The sequence below is a fragment of the Streptomyces sp. col6 genome, from assembly GCF_008042035.1.
Lineage (GTDB): Bacteria > Actinomycetota > Actinomycetes > Streptomycetales > Streptomycetaceae > Streptomyces.
Genome location: NZ_RDBL01000029.1, coordinates 396776 through 412547 on the forward strand (window position 1 = coordinate 396776; position 15772 = coordinate 412547).

General features: G+C 73.3%; 16 protein-coding genes. 6 read left to right on the forward strand and 10 right to left on the reverse strand.

Features of this window, described 5'->3' with window-relative positions:
• Positions 1–9: 9 nt before the first annotated feature.
• The 3 genes from EAO73_RS31040 to EAO73_RS31055 all read right to left on the reverse strand — a co-directional run bounded on the left by EAO73_RS31040 (position 10) and on the right by EAO73_RS31055 (position 5442).
• Positions 10–1377, reverse strand: coding sequence for a serine/threonine-protein kinase (locus EAO73_RS31040; protein ID WP_147974839.1), 1368 nt, complete (start codon positions 1375–1377; stop codon positions 10–12).
• A gap of 654 nt (positions 1378–2031) precedes the next feature.
• Entirely contained in the window at positions 2032–4470 is a 2439-nt protein-coding gene (locus EAO73_RS31050; RefSeq protein WP_147974840.1) for a PQQ-binding-like beta-propeller repeat protein, read from the reverse strand.
• A 174-nt stretch (positions 4471–4644) separates the two neighbouring features.
• Positions 4645–5442 (reverse strand): VOC family protein, encoded by a 798-nt coding sequence (locus tag EAO73_RS31055; protein WP_147974841.1) that lies wholly within the window; start codon positions 5440–5442, stop codon positions 4645–4647.
• A gap of 284 nt (positions 5443–5726) precedes the next feature.
• On the opposite strand from EAO73_RS31055, the gene EAO73_RS31060 reads away from it, so the two are divergent.
• Together EAO73_RS31060 and EAO73_RS31065 are read left to right on the forward strand one after the other, a co-directional pair.
• Positions 5727–6374 (forward strand): TetR family transcriptional regulator, encoded by a 648-nt coding sequence (locus tag EAO73_RS31060; RefSeq protein WP_147974842.1) that lies wholly within the window; start codon positions 5727–5729, stop codon positions 6372–6374.
• 148 nt (positions 6375–6522) lie between these two features.
• Entirely contained in the window at positions 6523–7221 is a 699-nt protein-coding gene (locus EAO73_RS31065) for a pyridoxal 5'-phosphate synthase (RefSeq protein ID WP_147974843.1), read from the forward strand.
• A gap of 98 nt (positions 7222–7319) precedes the next feature.
• Here the strand turns inward: EAO73_RS31065 and EAO73_RS31070 are convergent, their stop codons facing one another.
• Together EAO73_RS31070 and EAO73_RS31075 are read right to left on the reverse strand one after the other, a co-directional pair.
• The gene (locus EAO73_RS31070) at positions 7320–7523 is read right to left on the reverse strand and encodes a ferredoxin (protein ID WP_147974844.1); all 204 of its coding nucleotides are present in this window, start codon (positions 7521–7523) and stop codon (positions 7320–7322) included.
• Between the two features lie 17 nt (positions 7524–7540).
• Positions 7541–8746: a cytochrome P450 gene (locus tag EAO73_RS31075; protein WP_147974845.1), complete on the reverse strand. Its 1206-nt coding sequence runs from the start codon at positions 8744–8746 to the stop codon at positions 7541–7543.
• A 170-nt stretch (positions 8747–8916) separates the two neighbouring features.
• Between EAO73_RS31075 and htpX the strand changes: the two genes are divergently transcribed.
• Together htpX and pspAB are read left to right on the forward strand one after the other, a co-directional pair.
• Positions 8917–9828: a zinc metalloprotease HtpX gene (gene htpX, locus EAO73_RS31080; protein WP_147974846.1), complete on the forward strand. Its 912-nt coding sequence runs from the start codon at positions 8917–8919 to the stop codon at positions 9826–9828.
• 50 nt (positions 9829–9878) lie between these two features.
• Positions 9879–10463: a PspA-associated protein PspAB gene (pspAB, locus tag EAO73_RS31085; RefSeq protein WP_147974847.1), complete on the forward strand. Its 585-nt coding sequence runs from the start codon at positions 9879–9881 to the stop codon at positions 10461–10463.
• A gap of 15 nt (positions 10464–10478) precedes the next feature.
• Here pspAB and EAO73_RS31090 read toward each other — a convergent pair whose 3' ends face one another.
• Both EAO73_RS31090 and EAO73_RS31095 read right to left on the reverse strand, forming a co-directional pair.
• Positions 10479–11831, reverse strand: a complete 1353-nt coding sequence (locus EAO73_RS31090; protein ID WP_224756526.1) for a DUF4157 domain-containing protein — start codon at positions 11829–11831, stop codon at positions 10479–10481.
• 133 nt (positions 11832–11964) lie between these two features.
• Positions 11965–12798, reverse strand: coding sequence for a hypothetical protein (locus EAO73_RS31095; protein ID WP_147974848.1), 834 nt, complete (start codon positions 12796–12798; stop codon positions 11965–11967).
• Between the two features lie 141 nt (positions 12799–12939).
• Here EAO73_RS31095 and glsA point away from each other — a divergent pair, with 141 nt between their 5' ends.
• Complete coding sequence (gene glsA / locus EAO73_RS31100; RefSeq protein ID WP_147974849.1) at positions 12940–13971, forward strand: glutaminase A; 1032 nt, start codon at positions 12940–12942, stop codon at positions 13969–13971.
• Here glsA and EAO73_RS31105 read toward each other — a convergent pair whose 3' ends face one another.
• Both EAO73_RS31105 and EAO73_RS31110 read right to left on the reverse strand, forming a co-directional pair.
• Positions 13972–14223, reverse strand: coding sequence for a DUF397 domain-containing protein (locus EAO73_RS31105; protein WP_147974850.1), 252 nt, complete (start codon positions 14221–14223; stop codon positions 13972–13974).
• Positions 14220–14381, reverse strand: a complete 162-nt coding sequence (locus EAO73_RS31110; protein ID WP_224756527.1) for a hypothetical protein — start codon at positions 14379–14381, stop codon at positions 14220–14222. Before EAO73_RS31110 ends, EAO73_RS31105 begins: the two co-directional genes overlap by 4 nt.
• A gap of 135 nt (positions 14382–14516) precedes the next feature.
• On the opposite strand from EAO73_RS31110, the gene EAO73_RS31115 reads away from it, so the two are divergent.
• A complete protein-coding gene (locus EAO73_RS31115) occupies positions 14517–14921 on the forward strand; it encodes a hypothetical protein (RefSeq protein WP_147974851.1) in 405 nt (134 codons plus the stop codon).
• A 9-nt stretch (positions 14922–14930) separates the two neighbouring features.
• Here EAO73_RS31115 and EAO73_RS31120 read toward each other — a convergent pair.
• Positions 14931–15772, reverse strand: an 842-nt coding sequence (locus EAO73_RS31120) for a zinc ribbon domain-containing protein (protein ID WP_224756528.1), incomplete at its 5' end; no start/stop codon positions are given.

Consider the following 15772-nt stretch of genomic DNA (forward strand, 5'->3'; position numbering starts at 1 on the left):
GGTGCCGGGTCAGGCGTAGCACTGCAGGATCAGCGGCAGGTCCTGTGTCCATTCCCGCAGGCGGGACCGCCTGCGGGCGGTGAGCATCCAGGTGTGGACGGCGCCCGTGCGCAGGCGGACGGTGACGCCGAGGTGCTTGGGGCCCGCCACCGCGTACTCGACCCGGCCGATCTCGTCCCAGGTGAACTGCGCGTCGACTCCGGCGTCCGACTGGAACGCGACCCCCACCGCGTCGATCACCAGCGCGCTGTCCGTCCCCAGACCCACGAAGTCGACGTCGCCGCCCCCGGCGGCCACGGCCGGCGCCTGCTGCCACGGTCCGCCTCCCGGCCCCTGCGCGTACGGGTTCGGGGTGGCGGCGACCGGTGCGTACGGCGAAGGGCCGTACGGGGAAGCCGCGTACGGGTTCGGGACCGCGGCGGCCGGCGGATACGGAGACGGGTACGGAGTGGTCGGCGCGACCGGCGGGTACGCGGGCGGCGGCGGGGTCGCGTCGGCGGCCGGCTGCGAGTGCCGCGGCGGGGCCGCGTCGGCGGGCTCCGGAGGGACGGCCACGGTCGGGGCGTACGCCGGAGCCCCGGGCACGAACAGGTCCAGCAGGGCGTCCGGGGTCGGGCGCCGGCCTGGCTCCTTCTCCAGGCAGGACGCGACGACGTCCCGCACCCCCTCCGGCACCGCTGCCAGGTCCGGCGCCTCGTGCACGGACCGATACATCAGCCCCATGGGCGTCCCGGCCCCGAACGCGCTGCCGCCCGCCGCCGCGACGAGCACGGCTCCGAGGGCGAACACATCGGCCGGGCCGCCGACTTCGAGGCCCTGTGCCTGTTCGGGGGCGAGGAACCCCGGCGTCCCGAAGGCCACACCGGTCGCGGTGAGCCGCGTCGACTCCAGGGCGCGCGCGATCCCGAAGTCCAGGACGCGCGGCCCGTCCGACGCCATGATGATGTTGCCCGGCTTGAGGTCCCGGTGGACGAGCCCGCAGCCGTGGATGGCGGCCAGCGCCTCGGCGAGGGCGGCGCCCAGCTGCCGCAGCCGGGTCTCGTCCATCGGTCCCTCGGCCTCGACGAGCGCGGCGAGCGTGGGCCCGGGTATGTACGCCGTCGCCAGCCAGGGGGCCGCCGCGTCCGGGTCCGCGTCGACCACCGGCGCCGTGTGGAACCCGCCGACGCTCCGCGCCGCCTCGACCTCGGCCCGGAACCGCGTCCGGAAGTGCGGATCGGCGGCCAGTTCGGACCGCGCCACCTTCACGGCGACCGCGCGCCCGCCCCGCGACCGGGCCAGATAGACGACCCCCATGCCGCCGGCGCCCAACTGCCGCTCCACGGCGTATCCGCCGACCTTCTCGGGCAGCTCCGCCCCGTCCGTTCCGTACGCCATGCGCTCGGCGCCTCCCCCGTGGTCCGGCGGCCAAGTATGCCGTGCGCCTGCCAAGTCGCGGCGACTGCGGGGGCGATCGGGCGGGAGGAGAGGGGGTGCGGGACGTCGTCGCGTCCTGCCTGGAGAAGGAGCCGTCCGGGGGCGGCCGTACCCGGCGCCGGACTCCTCGGACCCGGACACGTGGCCCCCGACGCGGGAGCCGGGCCCCTCCGTCCAGACGAGCCCGTGGCCGGAACCGGAGGGCGACGACCCTTACGTGGGGCCGCCCCCGGACTCCCCGGGCCCGCGCCCGGACTCCCCGGGGGCTCCCGGGACCCGTCCGTCCGGCGGACATCCCAGCCCGTCCGGCGATTGAGGACGGAACCCTTGCCGCTGGGAGCGGCGCCTCTTGGACCGGGGCGGCCCCATTTCAGCCCGTCCGGCGTTTGAGGACGGAACCGGTCGTCGGGCGGGCCCGAACCCATGGGCGCCGGTCACCCCAGCGACGGTTCCGTCCTCAAACGCCGGACGGGCTGGAGGTGGGCGGTCCGCACACGCACACGCGCCCGACACCGGCGCCACGGTTCCGTCCTCAAGCGCCGGACGGGCTGGCGATGCCCGGTCCGGAGGGGCGCCCGACGGGCTGGGAGGCGCGCCGGGCCGGCCGGAGAGGGCCTACGCCCGCGCGCGGGCGCCCGTGCCGGTGCCCTTCAGCGCGTCCAGCGCGTACACGCAGCGGTCCTTGCTGCACGCGTACACCACGCCCCCCTGGGCCACGGGCGAGCCCGTGATCTCGCCGCCCGTGGCCAGCTTCCAGCGGAGCTGGCCGCCGGCGGCGTCGAGGGTGTACATGACGTGGTCCGCGGAGCCGAAGTGGACGCGGCCGTCGGCGACGACGGGGGCGCCGACCACCTCACCGCCGGCGGCGAACCGCCACTTCGGGGTGCCGGTGACCGCGTCGAGGGTGTAGAGCGCGCTGCCGCTGCCCACATGGACGTTGCCCGCGACGACGAGCACCGGTTCCGTCGACTGGCGGGCCTCCGTGGCGATGCGCCAGCGGTCCTTGCCGGTCGCGGCGTCCAGGGCGTACACCGTACCGAGGTAGTCCGCGAGGTAGACCCCGCCGCCGGTGACGGCCGGGCCCGGGGCGAAGGCGGGCGGGGACAGGAAGACCGCCGGGCACTCGAAGTGCCAGCGCACGTGCCCGGAGCCGATGTCCACCGCGAGGACCCGCGTCCCGGCGGCGACGTACACATAGCCGTCCGGCGCGGGGGTGACCCGGACCGGGACCCCGCCGCAGGAGGCCGCGTCGCCGATGGGGTACGACCAGCGCTCGGCGCCGGTCCGGGCGTCGAGGGCCTTGAGGCGGGCGTCCTGCCAGACGTAGACCGTGCCGTCGTGGATGACCGGCCCGCCCTCCGGCGTCTCGAAGTCCGTCTGCGCGCCCGTGAGGTCCCACAGCTTCTCGCCGGTCGCGGCCTCCCAGGCCTGGATGCCGCCGCCCCGGGTCGCGGTGACGACCGTGCCCCGGTCGGCCTTGAGCGCGTACACCCAGGCATCCGTGCCCGTGCGCCACCGCTCGGCGCCGGTGGTGGCGTCCAGGGCGTAGAGGGAGGGGCCGTCCGACGCGTGGATGCGGCCGCCCTCGACGGCCATCGCCCAGGCGACGTCACGGGTCTTGAACTGGCGCCGCCCGTTGCCGGTGTCCAGCGCGTGGACCTCGAAGGACGTGACGTAGAGCAGGTCACCGACGACGACCGGCGTGCCCCACACGTCGTTGGACATGCGGAACCGCCAGGGCCGCCACCGCGCGGGCCCGGACTGCCCACTGTCGGGGGCCTGGGCGGGCGGCGGTACGGGGGCGGCGACCGAGGCCCCGGCCGGCGGGCGGACCCAGCCGGTCGCGGGCCCGGCGTCGGCACCGGCGGCCGAGGCGCGGACGTCCTGGGCGCGGGGCCCGGGGCCGATCGGCACCTGGGCGCCGGTCAGCCGCACCGGCCCCCCGGCGTCGGGCACCGGCGCGGGCGGGGCCGGCGGGCGGGCCGGGGCCCCGCTGTGCCAGGGCCCGTCCCAGTCGGCGCCCGGCGGCTGGTGGGGCGCGGTCGGCCCGCCGTCGGAAGGGTGCCGACCGGGGCGCGCGGGGGACGGCTCGGCGCGGGAAGCGGCCGGACGCGCCGGCTCCGGGGCGGGCGGCGTGACCGGCGGGGCGGTGCGGCCACCGCCCCGGCGTCGCTCGATCAGCTCGGTCGCGGCGGCCGGCAGCCACGCGGAGGCCGTGCCGCCGTCGTCGTCACCGCCGCCGGAGGCGAAGAGGTGCGGGGCGAGCTGGGACTGGAGATCGGCCGGGCTGGGCCGCAGCGAGGGGTCCATCTGCATGCAGGAGTCGATCAGCGGGCGCAGGTCGTCCGGCAGGCCGGAGAGGTCGGGGCCCTCGCGCAGCAGCATGAACACCGTCTCGACCGGGTTGGCCCCCCGGTACGGCGCATGGCCCGTCGCCGCGAACACGAGCGTCGAGCCGAGCGAGAAGATGTCGCTGGCCCCCGTCACGCTCCGCGAGTCCCGCGCCTGCTCCGGAGACATGTACGCCGGTGTGCCGACGGCCACGTTGGTCATGGTGAGCCGGGTGTTGGAGACGCCGGAGGCGATGCCGAAGTCGATGACCCGGGGGCCGTCCTCCACGACGAGCACGTTCGACGGCTTCATGTCGCGGTGGACGAGCTGCGCGCCGTGGATGGACTGCAGGGCCTCCGCGATGCCCGCCGCCAGCCAGCGCACCGCCTGGGTGGGCATCGGCCCGCACTCGTTCACGATCTCTTCGAGCGAGGGGGCCGGCACGTACGCGGTGGCGAGCCACGGCACGGCGGCGCGCGGGTCGGCGTCGACGACGGCGGCCGTGTAGAAGCCGCTCACGGCGCGCGCGGCCTCCACCTCGCGCGTGAAGCGCACCCGGAACAGCTGGTCCTCGGCCAGTTCCGTACGGACGGTCTTGATCGCCACCCGCCGGCCGGACGCCGACCGGGCCAGATAGACCAGCCCCATGCCGCCGGCCCCGAGCCGTGCCAGCACCTCGAAGGGGCCGATCCGCCTCGGGTCGTGCTGCGTCAGCTGCTCCACTACTTGCCACCTCCCCGTACGGACCTCAGGGCACAGAGGTCCGCGAAAATCCCGCCGTGTGCAGCGTCTCATCACTGGACGCCGCCCGGCGGCGCGCACCCCGATTGTTCCTGGCCGGGGCCCCGGTTGCGAACCCGGGGGCGGATCGGGGTGTCCTGTGCCACTCCGCCCGTATCAGGACACAGGCTCCTGAAGTACGGCGAACTCGGCGCCCTGGTCGTCCTGGAGGACCGCCATCCGCCCGTACGGGATGTCCAGCGGGGGTTCGGTGACCCGGCCGCCGAGGCGCTGGACGGTCCGCACCGTCTCGTCGCAGTCCGCGACGTTGAAGTAGTTCAGGAAGTGGCTGGGCAGCTCGGCCGGGAGCGCGTCCGTGATGACGCCGCGCCCGCCGACCGCCGTGTCGGGGCCGGGTTCGGTGCCGGGCGGGGACCACGTACGGAAGTCGACGCGGTGCTCGTCGGTGTCCGGGACGCCCGGGGGCGAGTCGTCGACGTCCGCGCAGCGGAAGCCGAAGACCTCCTCGTAGAAGGGGTCGACGCGCTCCTTGGACCGGGTGTGGACCTCGGTCCAGCAGAAGGAGCCGGGCTCGTTCTGCTTCCGGAAGCCCGCGCGCTCGCCGGCCTGCCAGAGGCCGAAGACCGCGCCGGCCGGGTCGGCGGCCTGGGCGAGCACCCCGTCCCGGCCGGCCGCGACCGGTTCGGTGATCACTTGGCCGCCGGCCGCGCGGACCCGGGCGACGGAGGCCTTGATGTCGTCGGTCGCGAAGTAGACACCCCAGGCGGTCGGCATCCGGCCGTCCTTCTTCGCGGCCAGCGCGGCGACGAGCCTGCCGCCGCTGAGGGCGTCGGCGCGGGGGCCGTCCGGCCGGAAGGTCCAGCCGAACAGCTCGCCGTAGAAGCGCTTGCCCGCTTCCAGGTCGGGGAGCTGTACATCCACCCAGCACGGTGCGGACTGCGCGAATGCGGCCATGGGCCCGGATCCTTCCATCGTCATGGTGACGCCCGTCACACTCACGGTAGCTTCGTGCCGCACGGGGCGCGTCCCGGAACCTCCCCGGACCCTCCGAAGCGAACGCGGGTTCGAAAGTTATCCACCGAAGTTATCCACAGGCTGTTAATAACACTCATCACACTGTGGGCAACGCGGGGTCGGAGCGGGGGTCGGAGCCGGGCCGGAGCGGGGCCGGAGCAGGCCCCATTCCCCATTTGCTTCGGCCGAATCGCGCTCCGATCACCCGTCGGTAAGCTGACGGCATGACAGGACAAGTACGCACCGTCGACGGCCGCGTGGCCGGTCGGCGCGGTCAGGCGACGCGGCAGAAGCTGCTCGACTGCCTCAGCGAGATGCTCAGCTCCTCGCCGTACCGGGACGTCAAAGTCATCGACGTCGCCCGGAAGGCCGGGACTTCACCTGCGACTTTCTACCAGTACTTCCCCGACGTCGAGGGCGCTGTTCTCGAACTCGCCGAAGACGTGGCGAAGGAGGGTGCCGGAATGACCGAACTGGTCGCCGGACGCTCCTGGGTCGGCAAGTCGGGCTGGCAGACCTCCGAACAACTCGTGGAGGGCTTCCTCGACTTCTGGCGGCGCAACGACGCGATCCTGCGCGTGATCGACCTCGGGGCGGCCGAGGGCGACAAGCGGTTCAACAAGATCCGCATGAAGATCCTCAACTCCGTCACCGGCTCCCTCACAGAGTCCGTGAAGGAGCTCCAGGCCAAGGGCAAGGTCGACAAGGACGTCAGCGCCGCCGCGATGGCGGGCTCCCTGGTCGTCATGCTCGCCGGTGTCGCCTCGCACCAGAAGGGCTTCACCGCCTGGGGCGTCAAGCAGGCCGAACTCAAGCCGAATCTGGCCCTGTTGGTGCATCTCGGCATCACCGGCAAGAAGCCCACCAAGTAGCGCGCACCCCCGCTGGGGCGACGCGCGGCGATCCCGGCGCCCCCAGGTCCTGTCTCACCGACGGCGGACCACGCCTGTGGTCCGCCGTCGGCGTATCCGGACCGGGTCCGGGCGGGGCCGGACCGTCACCCGGCGTAGCGTCGGCCGTATGACCGACGCACTCGATCCCGCCACCCGGCAGTCCTTCCTCGGCCTGCTGCACGCCCAGCGCGTCTGGGACACCGATCTCCCCGCCTTCGGCCCGGAGGGCGCACCACTCACGCCGCACGCCCTCTTCTTCGACTGGTTCGCCGAGGCCGTCGCCGCCGGGCAGGCCGAGCCGCACACCATGCATCTGGCCACCGTGGACCCCGACGGCCTGCCCGACGTACGGACGCTGATGCTGCACGACGTGGACGAGCGGGGCTGGCACTTCGCCACGCACTCCACCAGCGCGAAGGGCGGCCAGCTCGCCGCCCGTCCGTACGCCGCGCTCGGCTTCTACTGGCCCGCGCAGGGACGGCAGGTCCGCATCCGGGGCGCCGTCACCGCCTGCCCCACGGCCGAGAGCTCCGCCGACCTGCACGCCCGCTCGACCGGGGCCCTCGCTTCCGCCCTGGTCGGGCACCAGAGCGAGATCCTGGACTCACCGGCCGACCTCGCCCGCGCCTCCGACGCCGCCTGGGACCGGGCCCGCGAGGAGCCGGACGCGGAGGTGGAGAGCTGGACGCGGTACGTGGTCGAGCCGCGCGAGGCGGAGTTCTTCCAGGGCGATGCCCGCCGCCGCCACATCCGCCTGCGGTACCGCCGCACGGCCGACCCGGCGACGGGGGCGGGGGCGTGGGAGCGGGAGCTGCTGTGGCCGTGAGCGGCGAACCCAGCCGGTCCGGCGCGTGAGGACGAAAGCGGTCATCGGGCGGCCCCGGAGCCCCGGTGCGACGCCCGCCAGGGCAACGGTTTCCGTCCTCACACGCCGGACGGCCCGGGGTCGCCGCCCGCGCTGATCGCCCCCACCGGGCACGCCCGGACCGCCTCCGCCACCATCGGGCCCGGCTCCGCCTCCGGCAGGAGTTCGCTCAGGCCGTCGTCGTCCTGGGTGAAGACCTTCGGGGCGGCCAGGGCGCACTGCCCGGCGCCGATGCACACGTCCTTGTCGATGTCGATCCGCATGGCGGTTCCCTCCTCCTTCACCAGGTCACCGGCAGTTCCAGCAGGCCCTGGATCGTGTCGCCCGGCTTGACCGGGACCTCGTCCGGTTCGACCGCGAGCCGCAGGCCCGGCAGGCGGCGGAAGAGGGCGGGCAGCGCGATCTCCAGTTCGGCGCGGGCGAGGTTCTGGCCCAGGCACTGGTGGATCCCGAAGCCGAACGCCACGTGGCCCCGCGCCTCGCGCCCGAGGTCCAGCGCGTCCGGTTCCGCGTAGACGGAGGCGTCCCGGTTGATCACGGCGGTGGACAGCAGCACTCCGTCCCCGGCCCGCAGCGTCTCCCCGCCGATCTCGATGTCCTCCACCGCCACCCGGGAGAGCCCGTCCGCGATGGACAGGAAGCGCAGCAGTTCCTCCACGGCGGCCGGCACCGCGGCCGCGTCGCCGCCGGTCAGCCGTGCCAGCTGGTCCGGGTGCCGGAGCAGCGTGAACGTGCCGAGCGAGATCATGTTCGCGGTCGTCTCGTGACCGGCCACGAGCAGGATCTCGGCCAGCCGGACCAGCTCCTCCCCGCCCATCGCCCCCGTCTCCAGGTGCTTGGCGATCAGCTCGTCCAGCAGCCCGTCCCCCGGGTCGCGCCGCTTGAGCGCGATCAGGTCGCGGAAGTACGCGTCCAGATCCTCCCGGGCCGCGACCACGTCCGACGGCTCGGGCCCACGCAGCAGCCTGCGCGAGCGGTCCTCGAAGAAGTCGTGGTCCGCGTACGGCACACCGAGGAGCGCGCAGATGACCATGGACGGCACCGGCAGCGCGAACGCGTCGACCAGTTCGGCCGGCGGCCCCTGTTCCTCCATCGCGTCCAGCAGCCGGTCCACGGTCTCCTGGATGCGGGGCCGCAGCTCCGCCGTGCGCCGGAGCGTGAAGCTCGGGATCAGCATCCGGCGCTGGGCGTTGTGCTCCGGGTCGTCGACCCCGAGCAGTTCCACGCGCCGCTGCTTGACGGCCGCCAGCCGGGGCGCGAACAGCGGGAAATCCGGGTGCGCGCGGTCGGAGGACAGCCGGGGGTCGGCGAGGAGTGCCCGCGCCTCGGCGTGGCCGGTGACCAGCCACACCGTACGGCCGTCGAAGAGGCGGACGCGGGACACCGACCGCTGGCCACGGCTCGCGCTCGGGTAGCCGGTGGGCGGGTGGTAGGGACAGGTGCGGTCCTGCGGGAAGGCAAGGGGCTCGGACTGGGTCTCTGTCATGACGGACCTCGCAACGAGGGGGGTGTGGTCCTGCCGATCACCTTCACTAGATGCCCCGGGCATCTACTTGGGGTAGGTGATGTTCGGCCAACCCGGGCGAATGGAGCGAGAGCATCCGTTTTCAGCCGCCGAGGAGCACCATGGAGACAGGCGAGGACTGGAGGTCGTCCATGGCCGGAACCCGTAGCCGGTACGCCACCGACCGTGGCCTGACCACCCGCATGGTGACGACCATGTTCCTGATCGGGCTGCTGTACGTGGTGCTGGTCGGCGTGCTCCTGGCCGTGCTGCGCGGGGCCTGGCCGATCATCCTGGTCCTGACCGGCGGCATGTTCGTCGCCCAGTTCTGGTTCAGTGACCGGATCGCGGCGTTCAGCATGGGCGCCCGGGAGGTCTCCCCCGCCGAGGCGCCCGAGCTGCACGGTGCGATCGACCGGATCTGCGCTCTTGCCGACATGCCGAAACCACGCGTGGCCATCGCGGAGAGCGATGTGCCGAACGCCTTCGCGACGGGGCGCAGCCAGAAGTCCTCGCTCGTCTGCGCCACGACGGGCCTGCTGCGCAGGCTGGAGCCGGAGGAGCTGGAGGGCGTCCTCGCGCACGAGATGTCGCACGTGGCGCACCGCGATGTCGCCGTGATGACCATCGCCTCGTTCCTCGGCGTCCTGGCCGGGATCATCACCCGGGTCGCGCTGTGGGGCGGCTTCGCCCGCAACAGCCGCAGCAACGACCCGATGGGCATCCTGATCCTGCTGATTCCGCTGGTCAGCGCGGTCGTCTACGCCCTGAGCTTCCTGCTCACCCGGGTGCTCTCCCGCTACCGCGAGCTGTCCGCCGACCGCACGGCCGCCCTGCTGACCGGCCGCCCCTCGGCCCTGGCCTCCGCGCTCACCAAGGTGAGCGGCCAGATGGCCCGGATTCCGACGGAGGACCTGCGGAAGGCGGAGCCGTACAACGCCTTCTACTTCGTCCCGGCCTTCGCCTCGAAGGAGAGCATCGGCCGACTGCTCTCCACCCACCCGACGCTCGAACAGCGCCTCGACCAGCTGGCCCGCATCTCGGCCGACCTGTCCCGCCCGTGAGCCCGTCCCCCCGTCGCCCGTAAGGCCGTCCCGGCCGTAAGGAGTCCCCCGTGGGCCTGCTCGACACGATCCTGGGCCGCAGCAAGCCGGTCCGCCCCGACCTCGACCAGCTCTTCGCCGTCCCCTCCGCCGCGCTGACCCTCCAGGCCGCGACGGGCCTCGTGCCGACGGGCCTGGGCTCGGTGTGTTTCGCGGGCGTGGAGGGCTCCGCCTTCGCCCGGGTCCGGCAGGACGTACGCGAACTGCTCGACGCGGATACGGTGCGCGGCGGCGTCCCGGTGGAGTTCAGCCGCGACGCGTACGGCTACACCTGGCTCCTCGCCCGGCAGGCGCCCGAGGATACGGCGGCCCTGGTCAACGACCTGCACGCGGTGAACACCCTGCTCCAGGACGGCGGCTTCGGCCCGCAGCTGCTGTGCTCGCTGGTGGGCTTCCGGGACGACCGGGGGCGGGCGCTGGCGCTGGTGTATCTGTACAAGCGCGGCACGTTCTACCCGTTCGCCCCGGTCCCGGGCGGCGCCGAGAAGCGCGACAACCAGCTGGAGCTGGAGGTCCGGGCCGCGCTGGGGGACGACCTGCGCGTGGAGCAGGACCTGGCGCGCTGGTTCCCGGTGTGGGGCGCGCCGGGGCTGTGAGCGGCGGCCCGACGGTCAGGTCGCGTTGACCACGTCGGGGTGTGCCTTGATGACGACCGTCGTGGTTCCGACCGATCCGAAGTAGGCACCCGGTCCGCCGTAGGCCGCGTGGAACGACCGCTGGAGGTCTCCCACCGTGTAGATCTCGGAGTCTGCGGCGGCCAGGTTGGGCGGGCTGTTCCCGTCCGACCAGGCTTGCAGGACGACGCAGTCGTTCCCGTCGCGGGCCACTACCGCGCCGGCGTGGAACTGACTCATCTCCTTGTCCGGGTCGGGGGTGGTGACCACGATGACGAACGCCTCTCCCGCCCGGGGGTCGGCCATGTCGTTCTTCGGGCCGGAGAACTGGCGGGCCTGGCGGCGGTTGGTCGCGTCCTTCTGACCGAACACCTCGGTCGGACCGTAGCGGCTGCTGGTGGTCTCGATCGTGCTGTACTCGCCCTCACCCCAGCCGAGTTCGCGGACACGGTTGTTGATGATCTCCTCGGCGGCGTGGAGGCAGTCCTGCTGGACGTCGCCGCCCAGCCAGGCCTTGAAGTACGTCGCCCCGTTCCACTGCACCGGGTCGTCCTCCGTGCGCCTCAGGGCGGGTGCGACGCTCTGGGCCGGCGCGTTCTCCCGGACCCAGATGTAGGGGGTGTCGGGGTACGTCAGGAAGAGACCGCTCTCGGACACGCGAAGGGCCCGCCCGTCCACCTCGACGTCGGTGTACCGCTGCACGGTCTCACCGGTCCGGGCGGCCGTCCTCGTGTCCGTCCGGTGTTCGGCTTCCTCGCCGTGTTCGGGCGCCGGTCCCCGCATGACCCGGGTCGCGTTGGCCTCCGCCGCCCGTTCGAACCGGTCGGAGGGGTCCGATACGCGCAGCCCGCCACCGTTGTCCGTACCGGCGACCGGGCCCTGGCGCTGCTGGATGACGTGGGTCAGCTCATGGGCGAGCGTGTGCTTGTCGGCCCCGCCGTCCCCGATGACGACATGGTGGCCGGAGGTGTAGGCGCGGGCCCCGACCTCGGCGGCCGAGGCCTTGGCGGCGGAGTCGGTGTGGATGCGCACGTCGGAGAAGTCCGCCCCGAGCCGGGACTCCATCTCGGCCCGGACACCGCTGTCCAGCGGCCGGCCGCCCGAGCGCAGCACGTCCGTGACGGCCGAGCGCTGCACCGCGTCCTCGTGGCCGCATCCGGGGCCGTGGCTGTGCCGGTCCGCCGTGTGACCGGCGGCCCGCAGCATCTGGACGACGGCCGCGTTCCCCAGGCTGCCCTGGAGGGACAGGAGTTCGGTGGCGGGCATACCGGCGGCGGCAGCGGGCTTACGGGCCGCCGCGTGCCCCCCTCGATCCGCACCGGTCTTCTCGGCGCCGTCCTGGCCGCGCATGGGGACCTCTTCCTGCCGGGGGCATGACCTCCTCCTGCATACCCCGGCGCACGGCCCCGGTTCCAGGTCCCCCGGGGCAGAGTTGACTGGCCCGGGAGCGCAGCCGCCGGGGCCGGCCCGCGCCTGCGGCGGCTCAGGGGTGCTCGAACCACTGGAGTACCCCGGTCGCCGCGAAGCACAGCGCGCCCGCCAGGGTGCCGATGTTGGAGACCGCGAGGCTGACCGGGACGTCCTCGCCCGGGGTGACCAGGTCCGCCAGGGCCGCGATCATGAACAGGCCCGAGCCGGCCATGTTGACGGTGACGATCCACCAGCCGAGGTCGTGCGGGCGGACTCCCGTGGGGGCGTGGCACACCTCGGCGAGGGCGAGCTGGCCGGAGATCAGGAAGAGCACGCAGCCGATCACGTCCGGCGCCCACACGAGGCGGGCCGCCTGCTGGGTGCTGAGGCCCTGGAGGAACGAGTCCAGCAGGTTGAGCCCGAACACCAGCGTGCCGGCGAACAGCAGGAACGTACTGAGCCAGTCGATGCGCATCGGCTCGTAGCTCCACCACCGCCACGCGACCGGCTCCAGGCGGTACCCGTCGTCCGGGCGCCGGGGTGCGTTGACGGACTGGAGGAGCGAGGCGTAGCCCCCGATGTTGAAGAACAGGCCGCCGCCGAAGTACGTGGCCGACACGGCTGTCGCCGCCGCCCCGGTGAGCGCGAGCGCCGCCCCGGCCGCGAAGAGCAGGCCGCCGAGGGTGAACGTCACCGCCGCGACGGAGTTGAGCGCCCGCATCCGGGCGAGCGTCGGAGCGTCGGCGCGGTGCGCGGCCTCGGTCCCGTCCGCCGCGCGCACCGTCAGCGTGCCCTTCCTGCGGACCGCGCGTGACTCCCACACGGCCTCCACCCCGTCGGCCCCGCGCAGGGTCAGCCGGGTGATGAACGGGCCGACGCCCTCGGGCCGTTTCTCGTCGCGACGCACCCGCGCCAGCGTAGTGAGGCGCCCGTTCCGCTTCCGGCAGCGACGCGGGGCGCGTACGGCGTCCGCCGTCGGGCGGCCGTGCTACAGCTGGTCCGAAATGTTCCGGACGCCCGGAACGGCGCATCCCTCAGGAGGTACGGAATGGCCGGCGTGCTCCACAACACCGGGGACACCCCGGACGCCCGGACGGCGCAGGCGGCCGTCTCCACCGGGCGGCTCCCGACCGCCGAGGCCGTACGGGCGACCCTGGACGGCGTGCGCCGGCGGTTCCAGGAGGACCGCGACGGGCAGGTCCCCGACTACATCCCGGAACTCGCGGAGGTCGATCCCGAGCTGTTCGGCATCGCCGTCGCCCATGTGAGCGGCCATGTCTACACGGTCGGGGACGCGGACCACCCGTTCTCGATCCAGTCCGTCTCCAAGCCGTTCGTCTTCGCCCTCGTCAACCAGGCACTCGGGCGCGACACCGTCCGCACCCGGATCGGGGTCAACAGCACGGGCCTGCCGTTCAACTCGGTCCTGGCCGTCGAGCTGAATCACGGCAGCCCGATGAACCCCATGGTCAACGCGGGCGCCCTCGCCACCACGGCCCTGGTGCCGGGCGAATCGCCCGAGGAGCGCTGGGAGTTCGTCCACCGTGGCCTCTCCCGCTTCGCGGGCCGCGAACTGCACGTGGACGAGCGGGTGTACGCCTCCGAGTCCGGCACCAACCAGCGCAACGAGTCGATCGCCCGCCTGCTGGACAGCTACGGGGCCCTCGCCCGGGACCCCGTCGCCTCCACCGACCTCTACACCCGCCAGTGCTCCGTCACCGTCTCCGCCCGCGACCTCGCGGTCATGGGCGCGACCCTCGCCAACGGCGGCGTCTGCCCACTCACCGGCGAGCAGGTGGTGGACGCCGGAGTCTGCCGCGACACGCTCTCCGCGCTGGCCACGGCGGGCCTGTACGAGCGCAGCGGCGACTGGCTGTACGAGGTGGGAATGCCGGGCAAGAGCGGCGTCTCCGGCGGCATCATCACCGTCGCCCCCGGCAAGGGCGGGCTGGGCGTGTTCTCACCCCGCCTGGACGAGGCGGGCAACAGCGTGCGGGGGCAGCGCGTCGCCCACTTCCTGTCCGCGGCGCTCGGCATGGACCTGTTCGCCTCGACGGCCCATGGCACCCCCGCCCAGTGATCAGTGCGCGGTCGCGTGGCCCAGGAACGCGGTCCAGGCGGCGGGGTCGACGGCGAAGGTCGGCCCGTCGGTGAGCTTGCTGTCGCGGACGTGGACGGAGTGGGGGCAGGTGGCCACCTCTACGCAGGCACCGCCGGTGTTGCCGCTGCAGCCGGACTTGTGCCGGTTGTAGGCGACCTCGATGCAGGCTTCGCCTGTGTTACCGCTGTAACTCGACTTGAACCAGGTCAGTCCGACGCCGTCGTAGCTCACAGTTGCCCCATCTTCTTCTCGATGATCGCCTCCACCAGCAGATCGAGCGACGGGATCCGTTCCGCCCGATCCACCGCCCCGAGCAGCGATTCCGAGATCAGCAGCTTCTCGGCGGCCGTCTTCCGCGTGAACCCCGCCCGTACGCGATGGATCCGCATCAACTCCCCTACAAGCCGCCGCCCGTGTGTCACCTCACTACTCGTCCCCACAGCCCACCACCGTTCCCCACATCGCCCCGATGTGGATCGCGTCCTCCTGGTCACGCTACGCATGCGGCGGAATGCTTACTGCCATTGACGCAGAAGAAACTCCCCGAATGGGTACCGTCCTCGGGGCTCCAACTCCACCTGACCGGCATTCACTTCGACGCCATCCGTCTGCGCGGCGTCCGGGGCGAGGCGGTGGTGCACCATCTGTCGGCCCTCACGGACGGTGATCCGGGGCCGGTGGTGCGGGAGATCGCGGGCGCGCGGTGGACGTACCTCCTGCTGGAGCCCGGGGCCGGCCAGGACTTCGACTGGCCGCCGGGCGCGAAGTGCTTCGGTCCGGCCGTGCGGGACCAGTACGTGGGGATTCCGGCGGCCCACGGCAACACGTACCCGCTGAGCTGGCGTTGCGGGGCGCCGGAGGACGGGGACTTCGTGGACGCGGAGCTGCTGCACGGCGTGGTCACCGCGCAGCTCGTGTCCGAAAAGTAGCCGCACCCCTCACGTGCGCTTGAAGTACTCGATCTCGCCCAGGGCGATCGGGTGCCCGTTGCCCTGGCCCGCCGCCTCGCGGATCGTGAAGCGGACCGATACGACGTCGCTGATGCCGGTCCGCAGGGTCTGCTCGCCCGGCTTGTCGGCGAGGGTCATCGTCTTCTCGTGGGTCTTGCCGTCCTTCGTCGTGATGGTCAGGTCCGCCCGGGTCGGCCTGGCGCCCTTCTGGAAGACCTCCGGCTTGGTCGAGACGCCCGTGTGGACCGTGATGCCGACCAGCCGGAACGGGTCCTCGAACTTCGCGGTCAGCGCGTCGCCCACCTTCGGGGCGCCCCAGTACGAGTTCGTCACGCCGTCCGTCGCCGCCTTGGCCGGGTGGCCGGGGGCGGAGGCGGTCGCGGTGACGTGGAGCGGGGAGACCTCGCCCGTGCCGCCGAGCTTGTCGCGTACGTCCTCCACGACGAAGCGCCCGGCCGGGATCAGCAGGAAGCCCGCGACCAGGAGGCCCACGATCACCAGGGCGATCAGGCTGCCGCGCAGCAGCCGGCCGGAGCCCGCGCGGACGCGGCGGTTGAACGGCCAGCGGGTGCGCCACCAGGGCAGTTTCGCCGCCTGGGCCTGCGGCTTCAGGGGCTTGGCGCAGTTGCGGCAGAACGTGCGGCCGGGACGGTTGTTCGTCCCGCAGGAGGGGCACGGCTCGCCGTCCGGTTCGTCGTCCACCGCGGCCGTACGGACCGTGGGGCGCGCGGCTATCGGCATGCCGGGCAGGACGGCCCCTACGGGCTCCTCCGCCGGTTCCGGCTCCGGCGGCTTCGGCCGGCTCGGCTGTACGGGGGCGGGCGCGGGGG